The following is a 15,489-nucleotide window of genomic DNA, read 5'->3' on the forward strand; positions in this document are numbered from 1 at the left end:
ACGTCTCGGCTGCTTACACCGACGCAGTTACCCGCATCGCTCTCTTCAGCAACATTGGAGCTCCGACCGAAATGAAACTTGGTGACATCGGCTTTCTTGTGCATCCGCAAGAACGCTTTTAGTCAGCTAGTCGTCAGGCACGCGGTCTATCCAGACGGGCTGCACATTCGCGACTTTTATCGGAGACGAAGCATGACGGGGATTGGCCGAGCTGGCACATCGGACGGGTGGGCCGCAGGAGGCGACAGCACCGGGGACGTAAGCCGTTCGAGCCTGGAGCCCAGGCCTTTACCGGGAGGACGCAATCAATCCTTCGATGCCGTGATGGAGCGGATGCGCTCTGGGCCTCAAGACAGAACCGCGGCGCTTGGCAACCCAACGTCGGATGGGGCGCCGCCAACGCGGGACGAGATCAAGGCAGCAAGGCAAAAAATGACCAGCCTGCTTGAGGAGCTTGAAACCAGCCGCCGAGCGGCCACGCGCGCCCAGAACTTGGAAGAGGCGCAAGAGCTGATCGATCAAGTCGTTAAAGCAGGCTCAACTGTTCTGGAGTACTACGCGGATCTGCCTGCCAATTTGGCGCGTCGCATTCTGCCCGACGATCGGGCTCGCCGGCTCCGCGATGACACGGTGGACGCGGCCGATGAATGTAACATAGTGGCCACCAAGATTGTCTACGAGCTGGAGAAGAAAAGAAAGGAAGCATTAGGCTGGCTCGAGAGGATCAAAAGCACCGGTACGCCCGCCCAGGTGAGCGGCGCGTTTAAAAGCGTGGCGAACCACTATGCAGCCTGCATGGAATGGTGGGGAAAGAAGGTGTTGCGCTTCGAGCGGATACAGTCTGTCTGTGCGGCTACTGCCAGCTTGCCAAGCAGCACGCCCGAGATGCGCAAGGCCGAAGAGGCCGCACTAAGACTGCATACCGGCTGGGCTCTCAATACGAAGTGCATGTATCTGCAAGCGCGGCTTGCTCTCGCGGAGCTCTTGATTGACTCGCGAGCAAGCACGCTCGACCCAGACGTGCGCGATGCCCTGATGGACGAGACCGGGCGGGTGCGTCTGCTCGGGACTTTCATCGGGGATGTTTTTCCGGCATTCGTCTCCACGTCCGACGCCGTTCTGAACCGCAATGGAGCAGTGCTCGACGCGGAGCATCGCTCCGTTCTGGAAGGAGTCATGGAGCGGCTTTCGGAATTTGCATCCGGGCTGAGCGGCATCGTTACCAGCCTGAGGCAGGTCGGAACGGGAGCTGAAGTTCCCCTGCAGTTGCTGGACGAGATCGTGGAAGGGGCGTGGCTGACCGCAAACGAGGTCATGCGGCTGCTGGCATTGCAGCCAACTACGCCAGCCACGATTGAACCGCCGGCTTGGGCTGAGCTGCCGGAAAATACTGCCGGGGTGAGCCACGGCAATTCAGGTCGCAGAAAAGGAAAAGGAAAAGGAAAAGCAAAAGGAAGGCGCGCAGCGGCTGCAGGCGAGGGGAGTTCAACGGCCAGCTCATCCGAGCCGCAAGTCGCGAGGCCCGATACCGCTACGGCTCCGACGCGCAAGGTTATCGTGCGCTCAGATCTCGGTACCAAGAAGCTCGCCACCACGGAGGAAGCACGTTCCTCATCCGCTGCAACCGAGCACCTCCAGATGTGGCAGGCGCCGCCGTCCAAGGAAGCCCTGGCGGGATTACTTGAGCGATTGGATAAGCTGCTGCAGTTCGATCTGCCGGCTCAGCAGAGGGCGGTCTCGCAGGCGCGCCAGATGAAGCCCGAGGACGCCGAACACGTCTTGGATCGGGTTATTACGCGCTTGCAGACGCAGGCCGACGAAATTGATGCCTGTGTAATCGCGCTGCAGGAGCCTCGCCGACGTGGCCTGCTCACGCCTTCGCAAGTTCCCGAAGTGCACGACAAAATAGTCCGGCTCAACGGGATATTGTCCGAGCTGCAGGGACAGGCAAAATCATTGAAAGCGCAGAAGGCAGCGATCACGAGCGATTGCATGAAGACCTACCCGTTTCCATCGCAAAAGTACCTTGAACAGTTGCGCGCGGCGCGGGAGCTGGACTCAGTGGGTCCGCCGCAAGCGTTGAAGGGAGAGCCAGGTAAGCTATTCGAGATCAAGCTGCAGCCCAAGGCGCTGCGCACCGGCGCGATGCCAAGGCCGATGTGGGTGCACATCCATACCGAGCAGCCGGTTCATGCCCGGCAATTGGCAACGCTGGGCGATCGCGAATTCGCCGCCTGCCACGTGAAGTCCGACGAGCAGCGCGGATACAATCAGCATTGGCAGAACGCTCGAGCCGCCAAGGGTCACGAGAATGTCGTGATCCACCGCGGCAAGCTCACTCCTGGGTTCTGTAGGTCCTTGTTGAGCACCGCCGCTGGCCGGCCGTGGCAGCCGCTTCCCGATCCGGAGCACGTTTCAGCGCAGATGGCTCGACTGGGGATCTAGTGAGCTGGTTGCCTTGCGGCGGTGAGCCGTTCGGTGGCAGCGTTCATGCCTCCAGACCGGCGCGGCGGATTGCCTGAGCAGCGCCGAGCCCATCTTACAAAAGGCACGTGGCGAACATCGGCACCCATGCGAGAAGTTAGGCCGCTGAGTATTGCAGATGGAAAACATGTACCTGATGCTGGCGGCAATCCGCCCGGATGTAACAGTGCTTTCGCCTGTTTGCCCGCGGCAAACTGGGCGCGCAAACCCTCGGCGGAGCTTCAACGGATTACGGATGGTTCGGTGGCACGGGAGCTGAGCATCATGGCCGCTTTGACGAATCAAGCCGGGCGGTGCACAACAACGCCGCCTGTTTGCTACTTTTGCATAAGGCTACCACGGTCCCAGCATCAAGCCTCCTTGCCCCCAAAGATGCTGGGGCTCGTCGTTCTTCCTTGAGCGTCTCTGCAGCCCAGGCGATCAAGACAATGGGTAAGCGATCTTCGCAGTCTTCTCACTCGCTGATGAACATCGCGCGCAAGTGTGACGCAGGCGCGTTCGGGAGGCGCATGTGCGGGACCATGCAAACCGATTGTCGCGTTGCTCGGACGATACAAGCCGGATTCAAGAAAACGCTGTACTCGAGTGCTCCCAGACATGCATCGACCACTCCGCGGCTCGTGCAGCGTTCGATCATGAAGCAGATTGCAGTCCGAGCGGGCTAACATTGAGCCGTACGGTGATGTCCGGACTTATCCATTCCCTAGATAGATCTGATCAAGAAAATCAATTTTACCGCTTACAGCATCGTCATATAGACCCGAGGACGGTTGGGGCCAACCTAGGGAAGCGATTTCTCGGATGAAAAAGTCTGTGTTAGTGACGGCGAGCGCCCTCGCGCTTGCAACTGCGGCGGTGCCTCCTTTTGCCGCAAAAGTTGCCGCGCAACCGGTTGCCGGCAGGGTGGAGGTAGCCGATACATCATATCCTCAGTGCGCGGACGACCCGTTGGATGGTATCTGCGACCTGTTCTTTTGTTTGACCGATCCCTCGTGCGTGCGACACTGAGGACCGAAAACAAGTCAAGCAGAGAACGAGGATTGAGCCTCGTGCGGCCGCTTGCTTCGACGGCGGCCGCGTCCTCATGGCGTACGGTTAAACTGGCAGATGGTGCAAGCGGCGCCATCTCAATTCTCTTAAGATGATCAAAGCGATTGCTCACTTTCAGCCAGTCTGTGACTACCGCCGCGCGCAGCCGCCGCATCGGCGTAGGTTGGGTAAACGGGAAAAGTCGTTTTAGATCGCGACGCTGTGTTCCGATGCGAGCCACAGCTCGATCTAAAACTGGTCGAATTTCTATTGCTTTTCCCTGCCACGCCCATAGCGCCCCTTCGGTTCGATGGTTCGCATTGATTTCGGACGTCATGGATGTCCATTGTTCCAGCTACACCTAGGGTAGCCGTCGTGGCGTTACGAAGGTTCGTTTATGGTTAGGTGTAAAATTGAGTGGCGCCGTCTCCGGCATCATGAGCATGGCAAAGAGCCCGGCCGTGCTAGCGAAAAGCATGTACCAGGCGGGCACGAGTGCGCTCCCGGTAAGGTGGATCAGCCAGGTGACGATCGGTTGAGCTGTGCCTCCGAAAATCGCTATCGCAAAAGCGTAAATCGTCGCGAAGGCGCCACCACGAATGTTCCTGGGCAAACCTTCGGCCATGCTCACGTAGAAGGCGCTATAAGGAATCGTTCCGATCAGGGTGAGGGCGCCGAGACCTCCTAGAAGTGCGAAGGCACTGCGGCTCTCTGCGATCCACAAGAATACCGGATAGGTCATCAGCAATGCAGTGACCTGCGGCCATATCATGATGCGACGACGACCTACGCGGTCGGCGAGTAGGCCGCCCAGCAGTGCTGCAGCAATTCCGACCACATTGCTGATGAGCGTGGTACCAAAGGCGAGCGGCGCGGAAACGTGGAGGGTGTTCATCGCGTAGGTGGTCATATATCCCGTCACATAAGTAGTGATCGTACAGCTGGCCAAGATGACAAATCCCAAGCTCATGATGCGGCGATCTGCACGCGATTGGCCTGCAGGCTGAGTGACCAGAACGTGCGCCTCGGACCGGTGCAACGTTTCGGGTAAGCCGCTCCGCAACCAAAGTCCAAACGGCAACGTAGCGGCGCCGAGCAACAGCGCGATCCGCCATCCATACGCATTCAGCGCTTCGCTTGTCATGGTGAGCGAGAGTATTTCTCCAACCAGCGCTCCGGCCGTCGCAGCTATCTGTTGGCTCGCGGGCTGAAAGGAGACAGTAAGACCGCGCGCGTCAGCGGGGGCCGCTTCCACCAAGTAGGCGGTCGTCGGACCCACTTCACCTCCGAGAGCAAAGCCTTGCAGCAAGCGTGCGAAGACGACCAGTAACGGAGCGGCAAGTCCTATTATCTCATACGATGGCGTGATAGCCAACAATAGGACCGCGGCACTCATCATGGTAAAGCTGGCAGTCATCGCGGGCCGTCGGCCGGCCCGATCCGAATACGAGCCGAGTACGATGGCCCCGATCGGTCTGGTCACAAAACCTGCGCCGAAGGTTGCGAGTGACAGCATGAGGCTAGCGAACGAGTCGGTTGCCGGGAAGAACGCTTGGCCGATCTGTATCGCGAAAAAGCTGTAGGTCCCGAAGTCGTAGAATTCGAGGATATTGCCGATGGTTGCGCCCAACACGGCGCGGCTCGTCAAGCGTTCGTCTGCGGGATCGAGGACCGGCTCCAGCCTCTCTCGAGTAGATTGCCTCGACATCCTCGGCCCAATCTGAAGCGCGATCCCTGACCCAAACATTTTGGCCAGCTAGGTCGCACTGTTGCATTCCATTTGCCCGAACTCGTCCCTCACGGCCATTGCGCCAGTCAACAGTAGGCTGAAGCGTGTCACGACGAGGCTCACCGTAACGTCTGCAATAAAGATGCCTGTCTCTGAGTCACCGTTTAGCCCTTGATCTGATCGCTGCCTTAGCCGGTAAAGACAAATATGAGAACCTGCTGAGTTCGTCGGATGGCTGCAGAATTTTGCGCTGCTGTGGCGAGTGTGTGACAAAATTGACGGGCGCCGCACACGACTGACGACGACTCGAGCCATTCCGCCTCGGCCAGGTCGCGTCCGCCCCCTAAGGAGCCAATGGGCTAGGCTCTTTATCGCCAAGGCGCTTGCCGCCGCTCAGCGCGCCTGCGGCGGTTTCTCGCGCGCGTGCAAGATCACCATGTATAGGTGCTCCGCCTACGGCCGCGGCCGGGTCGCCAGGGAGCGGGCGGCCCGTCTGCTCAGGGGCCTCCCGCATGTGGCGACAATCAAGACCCAGACCGTCCGTCATCCGTGCGTTCGGCGCCCCTCGCCATGCATCTCGGCTATCTCCGGCGCGAGGGCGTCCCCGGGACGGGGACAAGGCGAGGCGTATTCGGCCCCGAGGCCGACGATGCCGATCTCAAGTTGTTCGGTGAACGCCGCCAAAGTTTCGGGGGCGTACATCTTGGTCAACCACTTGGGGAGCCGTTAACGCAAATCAGTGACGCCACACGTAGGAGCTACCGTTCGATGCCCGGACGGGCGAGCACGAATGCGGGTTACGTTTCTTCTCGCCAACTGACCGTTGGAAGAGAATTCACTCGTGTCCTGAATAAAGGAAAATCGTCGTAATTTATGCGCGCGGTGTCGAAGTCGCCGCTGAAATGTCCGCTTTCTCTAAGCGCACCCTGACACGAGCGCCATCTGCATGACGCTGAGCGTCAATAGCAGCCGGGACAAAGTTAGCCGTTCGTTTCTACTTGACCGGCGTAGCTCCGGCTGTCAGTCCGCGGTTGCATCATGGCGCGCAGGATCGGAGGCACTGGGGAGGTCGCGGAGTGCCCGTTACACGCAGTGGCAGCCGTAGTCCCGGGATTACCGGCACCGTCGCACCTCGTACGCGGAATAATCGGCTCGGCTGCTTTGCGTCTGAGCGATTGCGTTCTTCATCTAATTAGGTGAACAGTTTGCTCCGCGGTTGCCGGACTCACGTAGGTCGCGCTCTCGTCTGTTCTCGCGCTGGCGCGGCTACGGCTTGCGGCCCCAGCATAGGCTCGAAGTGTAAGCCAGAACGACTGGTCGCGAGCAGAGATCGAACACGCTCGATGCAAGGCTGGATCTGGCCACGATCCGCATCGCCTGGACCTCCTAACCAGCTTTACTGCCGGGTGAATGCGATGCACGACGCAGACCTGCACGCCGACTGGGAGGTCAGGCGGAAAGATATTTGGCTCGGAGATGATCGCATCAGACGTGGCAGATGCGGCCGCGGGTTTGTCTCCCTTCTTCGACCTTTGTCAGCTTCTCGAAAGCCAGCCTCTTTAACTCTCAAACTTGGCCTCTCGATGACGAAGCCGCCCATGTCTGAATTCGTCACTCCCTAGGGAGATCTTCAAGAGGCCTTTGTTCTCATAGAAAGGAGAGCTTTTTGGATCCGAACCCGATCGACAATGCCCGTTCACCAGAATCACCAACGGCGCACGTCTGGACACAAGAGGATCATGATTTGTTCAGTCAAATCATGAATGAAGCGGGACCATCATCATCTGCCGCACCTGACGAAGCGGTAGATGTTTCATTCGCCGCTCCCCAGAGATTCTCACACGGTTCGCAGATCGCGCCTGACTTCATGGTCGAGAGGCTGTTCCACCAGGGTCTCTTGCCTGACTCGGACCAGCCGGCGATGACCTATGAAATTCGAGGTCACCGCTACACGGCCGGTTTGGATGGGTCCAATCGCGTTCTTCTTGTTCATAACCCTGCGGAGGACCAAGTGGTTGGCGTCGGCCGGGCAGGGGTACCGGACTTCGGAGCATTCTTCACGGAGCACCGGCGCTTCGGAACGCCGCTACCACAGCAATGGGCCACACCTGCCCTGATGGACAAGCTGCGCGAAGAAGGTTTCATGCCGACCGCAAATAGCTCCAGAACAATCCAGCTTAACGGACGGGCCTACAAAGCCGAATTAGCCGAAGGAGGGTTCGTCAAGCTTACGCGGGTATGAGACGCAACCCGACGGTGAAGCGATCGCGCGGGACTGGAGCCCTGCGGTCACTTCGGGTCTCCTTACCTGGATAGACGACTCCAGTGGATTGCTCGCGCCGCCAGTGGGTACGCATCATCGGACCCGCTGGCGGCCCACGAGATGCACGGTCATCCTGGCCATTTCGTCTGGGTGGTGCCGGACCCGGCATCCGGGCTGCAATATCACCCCGTATTGCCTCATCTGAGGATGTTACTTTCGCTTGACCGATGTAGCTCCGGCTCTCGGCTAGTCGGAGGTTGCACCATAGCACGCAGGATCGGAGGACTGGAGTACGTCGCGGAATGCCCATTGCAGGCGGCCAGCGTCGCACCTTTAGCCGTGCGCGGGATGACCGTCTCGGCTGCTTTGCGTCTGATCGATCGCAACAAGCGCTGCACGATGGTGTGCTGCGGCGGGCCGACTGTCCGAGGTGTTGTTCAGCGAGGCGGAGACTTGCCAGCGCGCTCAGACGGGGTTTGGCCGCCAAACCAGCAGTGGGATTGCGCGAGCGTATTTATCGGATGGGAGTCCTGTCAATTGGCCCTACCAGATCTGGGCGTTTTGCAAGCAGCACCTCCACCGTAGGGTCACGGTAGATCGCACGCACATAGGCGTGTGCAGCCAGCTTCGAAACGCGGAAAAGAGCGCATGACGAACATCAAGCTTAGCTACCAGTCCATTGCGGATGCACGCGCACAGCGAACCATCGCCTATCAAAACACGAGAGGGAGAACGCTAGCCCCGAGTCGTCGAGGTTTCCAGATGATACGAGGAATGAAGCCGATGCCGCGGATGGTCGTAGCAATAAGGCGCGCGCTCGCCATGTACGATCTCGACCGGTGCTGCGCAATCTGGTGGCTCTATCGTCTCCATTTCGGATTCACCCGCGACGTGATGTTGGGGCTCGCCGCGGTCACGGTTGCTCAGGAGAGATCCCGCTGCGGAATTTACGAATCGTGGCGTCGAGCGCCTTCCATACGGTCGGCTCGGACGTTGACCGACTAACGGTGACATCGCCGCCACCTGCTATCAATCGAAAGACCGTCAGCTCAAAGCAGTTGTGAGCGACGATCATGAAGGCGTCCTTTGTCATTCGAAACAACAGCACTGCTGATGTTAAGGACGTCGTCGTAACGTGTAAACATTCCGGCAACAGCGGAACGTATATCGATAGCAACACGCACATCATCTACGAAGTCGTGCCTCACAGCTCCTATCACGCGGTGATCGATCTAAACATGGGCTTCATTCACAGTGCAGCTACTCAGTCGGCATGCACGGTGCAAGGCTATTCTTCGACCTAGGAGCGGGCTGGTGGTCGCGCGCGATTATATAGATCTTCCGCCGTGCCGCCCGCACAGTCTGCTCATCTCCGGCGTCCTGCGTCCGCCGCTGCTTGTCGAGCAATCTCGCCAACTCACGCGCAGGTTGGGCGTTGGCCAGCTTCTTACTTACTCGAAGCTGGGCTCGACGCCCGTCGCGGGGGCTAGGAGTATATTCGCATTGGTAAGCGGACCGTCGCCACTACGTTTTGGGCGAGCGCTGGCGGCTCGCCGGTTTGATTGGGCGTGCGACAGGTATACCAGCGACCAGCTAACCCCAGCCCAGTACGTCTCCGGTTAACCACTGAGACTGATGGCAGGCGACCGTCCTGAGCGCCTATTTTTCTGCCAGAGTCCCTTGCTCCCGCAAAAATCCTATCCTATGTCAGCTCAGCCCGTGACTAGCACTCACGGGCATCGATTGCTAACATTCCAAAATCTCTAACTCGTGCAAATGCTTAGGAGGGCTGCATGAAATTCCGTCCGCTTCACGACCGCGTCGTGGTCAAGCGCATCGACGCAGAAGAGAAGACCGCTGGCGGCATCATCATTCCGGATAGTGCCAAGGAAAAGCCCTCGCAGGGCGAAGTCATCGCCGTTGGCCCCGGTGGCCGCGACGAGAGCGGCAAACTGACCCCGATCGACGTCCAGGTCGGCGACCGTGTCCTGTTCGGCAAGTGGTCGGGCACTGAGGTCAAGATCGACAACGTCGACCTGCTGATCATGAAGGAAAGCGACATCATGGGCGTGCTCGAAGCTCCCGCTTCGAAGAAGAAGGCCGCCTAACCAACCGCTCGCACCGCTCACCCCTGAGGAGCGCCTGCCGGGCGCCTCGTCAAGGGGGAGATGAGACCAAGACAACTCAGGGAAACCAATATGTCAGCCAAAGAAGTGAAATTCGGCGTCGACGCCCGCGACCGCATGCTGCGCGGCGTCGATATCCTCGCCAACGCCGTGAAGGTCACGCTCGGCCCGAAGGGCCGCAACGTGGTGCTCGAGAAGTCGTTCGGCGCGCCGCGCATCACCAAGGACGGCGTCACCGTCGCCAAGGAGATCGAGCTCGACGACAAGTTCGAGAACATGGGCGCGCAGATGGTGCGCGAAGTGGCCTCCAAGTCCGCTGACGCGGCCGGCGACGGCACCACCACCGCGACCGTGCTCGCCGCTGCCATCGTGCGCGAAGGCGCCAAGTCGGTCGCCGCCGGCATGAACCCGATGGACCTGAAGCGCGGTATCGACCTCGCGGTCGAAGCCGTCGTTGCGGATCTCCAGAAGAACTCCAAGAAGGTCACCTCGAACGAGGAGATCGCCCAAGTCGGCACCATTTCCGCCAACGGCGATGCCGAGATCGGCAAGTTCCTCTCCGACGCCATGAAGAAGGTCGGCAACGAGGGCGTGATCACGGTCGAGGAAGCCAAGTCGCTCGAGACCGAGCTCGACGTCGTCGAGGGCATGCAGTTCGACCGCGGCTACATCTCGCCCTACTTCGTCACCAACGCCGACAAGATGCGCGTTGAGATGGACGACGCCTACATCCTCATCAACGAGAAGAAGCTCTCCTCGCTGAACGAGCTGCTGCCGCTGCTCGAGGCCGTGGTGCAGAGTGGCAAGCCGCTGGTGATCGTCGCCGAGGACGTCGAAGGCGAAGCCCTCGCGACCCTGGTCGTGAACCGCTTGCGCGGCGGCCTGAAGGTCGCGGCCGTCAAGGCTCCGGGCTTCGGTGATCGCCGCAAGGCCATGCTGCAGGACATCGCGATCCTGACCGGCGGCCAGGCGATCTCGGAAGATCTCGGCATCAAGCTCGAGAACGTCACGCTCAACATGCTCGGTCGCGCCAAGAAGGTAATGATCGACAAGGAGAACACCACGATCGTCAACGGCGCCGGCAAGAAGGCCGACATCGAGGCGCGCGTGGCCCAGATCAAGGCGCAGATCGAGGAGACCACCTCGGACTACGACCGTGAGAAGCTCCAGGAGCGTCTTGCCAAGCTCGCGGGCGGCGTCGCGGTGATCCGCGTCGGCGGCGCGACCGAGGTTGAGGTGAAGGAGCGCAAGGATCGCGTTGATGACGCGATGCATGCGACCCGCGCGGCTGTGGAAGAAGGCATCGTCCCCGGCGGCGGCGTCGCCCTGCTCCGTGCCTCCGAGCAGCTCAAGGGCCTGCGCACCAAGAACGACGACCAGAAGACCGGCGTCGAGATCGTGCGCAAGGCACTGTCCTGGCCGGCCCGCCAGATCGCGATCAACGCCGGCGAAGACGGTTCGGTCATCGTCGGCAAGATCCTCGAGAAGGATCAGTACGCCTACGGCTTCGACTCGCAGACCGGCGAGTACGGCAACCTCGTCTCCAAGGGCATCATTGACCCGACCAAGGTCGTGCGCACCGCTATCCAGAATGCCTCCTCCGTGGCGGCGCTGCTGATCACGACGGAAGCGATGGTCGCCGAGCTGCCGAAGAAGGCCGCAGCCGGCCCGGCCATGCCTCCTGGCGGCGGCATGGGAGGCATGGACTTCTGATCCAGCCGCGAAGAAACGAGAATTACAGAACCCCGGCACCAATGCCGGGGTTTTTCTTTCACGCCCTATTATGTCCCCTTGTTTTCCGGTGCGCTTAGCCCAAGCCCCAACTTCATACGGAAGTTGAAAAGCCGGTGTAGATATGCCGATCACGGCAACAGCAGCAAATATCGCGAATGGCCAGAAGCGTACGTTCAGAAGGTCTCAGCAAAATTCGGTCCTTGACGTTCTTCCTACAGAAGTGCGAAAGCGGCCTTCTCCGCATCGGAAATATCCAGGCGGCGGCCGACATCCATTCCCGCATCCTCTCCTCCAGTTCCAGAGGATCCCCGGCCGCGGATCGGGTAGAACTTGCCGGCCAGGCGCGAGGCGGCTTACACGCGGCTGGTCCGCTCTAATCTCAGCTCCTGATAAGCCTTCAGACGCGCTGGGATCTTGTCGCGCTTGGCGTGCTCCAGCAGAACGGCGAGCGCGAAGCCATCCTCGATGGCTTGCCCGGCGCCTTGCCCGAAATGCGGTACCATTGGGTGGGCGGCGTCACCGAGCAGCGTCACATGCCCGCGCTACCAATACCGCAATGGCGGCCGATCGTAGATGCCCTACGCTGGCGCTGCTGGGAGACCCGAAGGAGGCACGCGCCGCTGCCGCGGCTGGCCTTGACCGTCCTTCTTGCCGAGGATCCCGAGCGGTTGCTGCGGAAGGTGGCGCATGAAGCCCGTGAGCGGTTCATCTGCTGCACCAACAAGGTCGGCGCCACCATGGTGCCTGGCCTCCTCAACTCCCCGCCGAAATCGCGGGTCGCCGGTCTGGAAGATGTAGTTAATGGATCGCCTGCCCGATTTTCGCATCCGCCAGGTCCAGGAGGACGCAAAGGAGGATCGTTATGGTCGTAAGGCGCTGCTGGCCGTCGACCACGTCGGTTTGTGAGCGCTCCATTACCCCGATACATAGGTCGCCACGACACTGTCGGAGCTATCCCGAAGCTCACTCAAAGCGAGCCGTGGAGCTCGATATTGGTCCAAAAGCGAACATTGCATGCGAAGATCGGGTCTGGTGTGCAGCAAGTTGTGCGGCACTGATCAGTCCTCGAGCTGATCCTCGAATTTTTCCAAAAGGCATGTGGCGAGACTGAGCCCTTCCAGATGCAGTCCAAGCTCGTCGAGAGGATCATCGGACGAGCCGGTTTGAGAACCCCAGTTCATGCTGCTCACGACCGCGTCATCGGTATCCCATAGAAGGCATTTGCGTGGACTTGCGGACCCTGGACTCCAATTGGATCAACAACGCCGTCGAGCCTTTCGCGATGGGCCGCGACATGCCGTCGTTTAACTGGTCCGGACCGGCGCGAGTAGTAAACGCGGAATTCTCCGAGCCGGCGATCCGATCATGGAAACCGCCGACGTCTTTCGCTTAACACCCAGGGAGCGCGATGCTGAGTTCTTCCGCTCGACGATCCAGATCGCATCGCAAAACGCGGAGCCTGCCCGATCCCCGGCTGCTTGTGAGGGGCACATCCTGGCTGAACCATTATCGATGCGTCGGCTTTACGTGCTTCGAACGAAAGCTGATGTCGTGGAAAGTCATACCCCGCGCACAGTCGGTCTGGATCAAGCGCGTGGTTTGACAGCGGACGGCATGGATTGTCGCCGCAGCAATGGCGACGTCAGTTGAGAGAAGCCGCAGGCGGTCATTCCGAAACAGAACTGCAATTTGTGCCGGCCGTCATGGATAGCGGGGGGCCGGCGCCCCCGCTTTCGATGCCGGCACACTCGCCAGCCGACACGCAGCCGCCTATCCGCCGCAGTTTGGCCCCCGACGCCGCGACAGCCGGCCGACGCATCCGCGCCTTCACAGAAGGCGTCAATCGCCACCAGCCTGAAGGCCCAACTCACTGCATCCTTTGCGTCGTGATTGTCGATAAATGCTGCCCGTTGGGATTCCTGTAACGATTGGCGAGGCTTTGTAACAATGAAGCCATCTGGTCCGGATCTGATCGAACAGTAAACTCTCCATAGTTAGGGTCGAAGACCGTGGTCCTTCCATTCGAGGCCGACGTCGCCACTGTGTGTGCGCCGCCTTCGGCGAAATACAAGCTGAGCAAATGGTTCGATCCATCTTCGTTGATTTCGTTCACCATGCGCTTGACGTTCGAAGACTTGCCGAATGCGAATCTCTTCTCTTCTCCAGCCGGTTCCAAGCCTGCGTCCTCCAAAATGGTATTTTGTGCCTGAAGGTCGGCCTGAGAAGATCCCGCTCCCCTGCTCCGCAACTGATCCTTGAGATTTTGATATTGCTGCTGCCGTTCAGCCGCTGAGGCGTGCGTTTGCGATCCGGGTGTGAGCGCACTCATTCGGGTTGATGGGCTGTTGTTAAGATTGCGGAACCACTCCGCAGTCAGCCCAACGCAGATGCCGTCCACATTCGCATCACGCAGGTCTGCCGTTCTGTATTCAAACAAGGAGGTGGCCGGACTCTCTGGAGAGGATGTACTGGGGTCGGAGGCGCTAGAAGTTTGAACGTTTGCATCCGAGGTATGTGGCTTGCTGCAGCAGGCCCCCATCTTGTCAGGCAACTCCCCCGGTTGTGAGCTCCACTGAGGCGCGAGACCTGCAAGTGTTTCCGTAAAGCTGCCGCTATCCACCGACTGACTCGGTTCGTCAGCTTGCCTAGTGCATGTGGATGAGCCACTGATTCGATCATACATGACGATTCACCTTTCTGTGCTGCGCTAGTCTCTACGCATCGATCCGGGCTGCTTAGGCCCTGCTGCGAGGATACCCAGACAAGCTGATGGCGAGCTGACGGGCAGCTGTTGTCCAGCTTAGAAAGCGTTCCTTTGTCGGACTTCTGACAATGTCTGATGCGGCGCGGCGTAGCGCTGTGTCAGATCCTCCCGCGCGTCGGCTGCCGGATTCCGGAACGACATTGACAGGCTATCGCTGCGATGCCCTCGCGGCACGCCGCCGAGCGCCCACAGGGCGTTCTGCAAGCCCTCGGCCAGAGCGACGAAGCTTTCGCCGCCGAGCACGACATGGGCATGCTCGAAGCTGGAGAACGCCAGCCGGAAGTGACAGAGCCGGTGATCGAGCGCCTCATACGCGCATGCTGCACCGGGTGATGGCGGAAGAACACTTTCCCGCGCCGTGGGGGCCGTTGATCGAGGCGATGGCGGCCACCCGCGCGCAGTACTACCAGACCTCGACCAGGCGCTACCGCAGCGACGCTGGGGGGGAGGCCAGCGTGCGCCGGCCTGAACGCGCGGGAGGCAGCGGCGTGCGCGCGCTGCCGTCGGTCCGATCCGATGCAACGCCGCAGCCCGATGCGACGGGTGAAGCGAGCATGAGCGACGCCGCCCTGAGCCGGCGCAAGGACGACCATCTGGACATCGTGTCGGTCGGCGACGGAACCATCGCCGATGGCGGCATAATCGCTTAATGGGCTTGGATAATCGTTGGCGGCTTCGGCGCGAATGGGTTGATGTCGTGGCTGGCGTCATCTTCCATCCGAGGTCGCGAGCGCCTCATGATGATTTCCAGATCGGCGCCGCAGTGAGTGCGGACAAACCGCCACCGGCGGATTGGCTGTCAATCGGCGTCGGACGGGGTCTCGGCGTCGACGTGAAGTTCGCTGGTCGACAGGGCGACGACGGCCGTGATCTTCCTGGCGTCGAACAAGACGGGCGCCCCTTGGTCGGCGTCAATTTGACGAGAGCACCCCTGCGAAGGCGGGAAGGGTTAGCAGCGATGTTGCGCGAATAATCTTTTCATTGCGTGAACTTCCAAATCAATATCCTGCCGGTTGCCGGCGAAAAAGGCCTACTTCAAAGCGGTCTCGATCAAATTGGCCAGCCTGTTTCCCGCAGGGCGGCCCGCGCTCGGGCCACGTTCTTGGCGTCGGTCTCGTACTCGCGCGTCAGGAGGGCGGGTTCTCTTTCCCATACTGACCGGCGGCGCGTACGCGAACTGCTTTGCGAGATCGGCGCTCTCTTGAGCCCAGACGGCGGGATCGACGATCTGCGCCTGCGCTGGGCTGACGCCGGCGCCCGACAATCCGTCCTTGTCGTCCGCGTCGAAGATCGCGCGATATGGCGAGGCGTAACCGCCAAGGATGGCATCCCAGTCCCACGGCCAGCGCCTTCGATGGCG

Annotated in this window: 10 protein-coding genes and 1 pseudogene; 6 read left to right on the forward strand and 5 right to left on the reverse strand. The window is 60.2% G+C overall.

Going from position 1 to position 15,489, the window contains the following annotated elements; all coding sequences use genetic code 11:
* The first annotated feature begins 192 nt into the window (after window positions 1-192).
* Window positions 193-2,445, forward strand: a complete 2,253-nt coding sequence (locus tag GGD65_RS19740) for a hypothetical protein (RefSeq protein ID WP_183236325.1) — start codon at window positions 193-195, stop codon at window positions 2,443-2,445.
* 1,429 nt (window positions 2,446-3,874) lie between these two features.
* On the opposite strand, the gene GGD65_RS19745 is transcribed toward GGD65_RS19740, so the two are convergent.
* The gene (locus GGD65_RS19745) at window positions 3,875-5,221 is read right to left on the reverse strand and encodes an MFS transporter (protein WP_183236326.1); all 1,347 of its coding nucleotides are present in this window, start codon (window positions 5,219-5,221) and stop codon (window positions 3,875-3,877) included.
* 1,687 nt (window positions 5,222-6,908) lie between these two features.
* Here GGD65_RS19745 and GGD65_RS19750 point away from each other — a divergent pair.
* Window positions 6,909-7,484 (forward strand): hypothetical protein, encoded by a 576-nt coding sequence (locus GGD65_RS19750; protein WP_183236327.1) that lies wholly within the window; start codon window positions 6,909-6,911, stop codon window positions 7,482-7,484.
* A gap of 934 nt (window positions 7,485-8,418) precedes the next feature.
* Here GGD65_RS19750 and GGD65_RS19755 read toward each other — a convergent pair.
* The gene (locus GGD65_RS19755; RefSeq protein WP_183236328.1) at window positions 8,419-8,580 is read right to left on the reverse strand and encodes a hypothetical protein; all 162 of its coding nucleotides are present in this window, start codon (window positions 8,578-8,580) and stop codon (window positions 8,419-8,421) included.
* A gap of 718 nt (window positions 8,581-9,298) precedes the next feature.
* Here GGD65_RS19755 and GGD65_RS19760 point away from each other — a divergent pair.
* Together GGD65_RS19760 and groL are read left to right on the forward strand one after the other, a co-directional pair.
* Window positions 9,299-9,613: a co-chaperone GroES gene (locus GGD65_RS19760; protein ID WP_104465720.1), complete on the forward strand. Its 315-nt coding sequence runs from the start codon at window positions 9,299-9,301 to the stop codon at window positions 9,611-9,613.
* A 90-nt stretch (window positions 9,614-9,703) separates the two neighbouring features.
* Window positions 9,704-11,344: a chaperonin GroEL gene (gene groL, locus GGD65_RS19765; RefSeq protein WP_183236329.1), complete on the forward strand. Its 1,641-nt coding sequence runs from the start codon at window positions 9,704-9,706 to the stop codon at window positions 11,342-11,344.
* A gap of 374 nt (window positions 11,345-11,718) precedes the next feature.
* Here the strand turns inward: groL and GGD65_RS19770 are convergent, their stop codons facing one another.
* Window positions 11,719-11,898 (reverse strand): FAD-dependent monooxygenase, encoded by a 180-nt coding sequence (locus GGD65_RS19770; protein ID WP_183236330.1) that lies wholly within the window; start codon window positions 11,896-11,898, stop codon window positions 11,719-11,721.
* Between the two features lie 832 nt (window positions 11,899-12,730).
* On the opposite strand from GGD65_RS19770, the gene GGD65_RS40225 reads away from it, so the two are divergent.
* Entirely contained in the window at window positions 12,731-13,015 is a 285-nt protein-coding gene (locus GGD65_RS40225; protein ID WP_246783349.1) for a hypothetical protein, read from the forward strand.
* Between the two features lie 217 nt (window positions 13,016-13,232).
* Here GGD65_RS40225 and GGD65_RS19780 read toward each other — a convergent pair whose 3' ends face one another.
* Both GGD65_RS19780 and GGD65_RS19785 read right to left on the reverse strand, forming a co-directional pair.
* Entirely contained in the window at window positions 13,233-13,802 is a 570-nt protein-coding gene (locus GGD65_RS19780) for a YopT-type cysteine protease domain-containing protein (protein ID WP_246783350.1), read from the reverse strand.
* 414 nt (window positions 13,803-14,216) lie between these two features.
* Window positions 14,217-14,438 (reverse strand): annotated as a pseudogene (locus GGD65_RS19785) (IS21 family transposase); the annotation flags it as partial.
* An 8-nt stretch (window positions 14,439-14,446) separates the two neighbouring features.
* Here GGD65_RS19785 and GGD65_RS41130 point away from each other — a divergent pair.
* Entirely contained in the window at window positions 14,447-14,779 is a 333-nt protein-coding gene (locus GGD65_RS41130; RefSeq protein ID WP_210317162.1) for a hypothetical protein, read from the forward strand.
* Window positions 14,780-15,489 lie beyond the last annotated feature (710 nt).

The sequence above is a fragment of the Bradyrhizobium sp. CIR18 genome, from assembly GCF_014198295.1.
Taxonomy (GTDB): Bacteria; Pseudomonadota; Alphaproteobacteria; order Rhizobiales; family Xanthobacteraceae; genus Bradyrhizobium.

Coding starts and splice junctions, on each gene's coding strand:
- groL (WP_183236329.1), top strand. CDS start 9,704: ATGTCAGCCAAAGAAGTGAAATTCGGCGTCGACGCCCGCGACCGCATG.
- GGD65_RS19745 (WP_183236326.1), bottom strand. CDS start 5,221: ATGTCGAGGCAATCTACTCGAGAGAGGCTGGAGCCGGTCCTCGATCCC.
- GGD65_RS41130 (WP_210317162.1), top strand. CDS start 14,447: ATGCTGCACCGGGTGATGGCGGAAGAACACTTTCCCGCGCCGTGGGGG.
- GGD65_RS19755 (WP_183236328.1), bottom strand. CDS start 8,580: ATGATCGTCGCTCACAACTGCTTTGAGCTGACGGTCTTTCGATTGATA.
- GGD65_RS40225 (WP_246783349.1), top strand. CDS start 12,731: ATGGAAACCGCCGACGTCTTTCGCTTAACACCCAGGGAGCGCGATGCT.
- GGD65_RS19760 (WP_104465720.1), top strand. CDS start 9,299: ATGAAATTCCGTCCGCTTCACGACCGCGTCGTGGTCAAGCGCATCGAC.
- GGD65_RS19740 (WP_183236325.1), top strand. CDS start 193: ATGACGGGGATTGGCCGAGCTGGCACATCGGACGGGTGGGCCGCAGGA.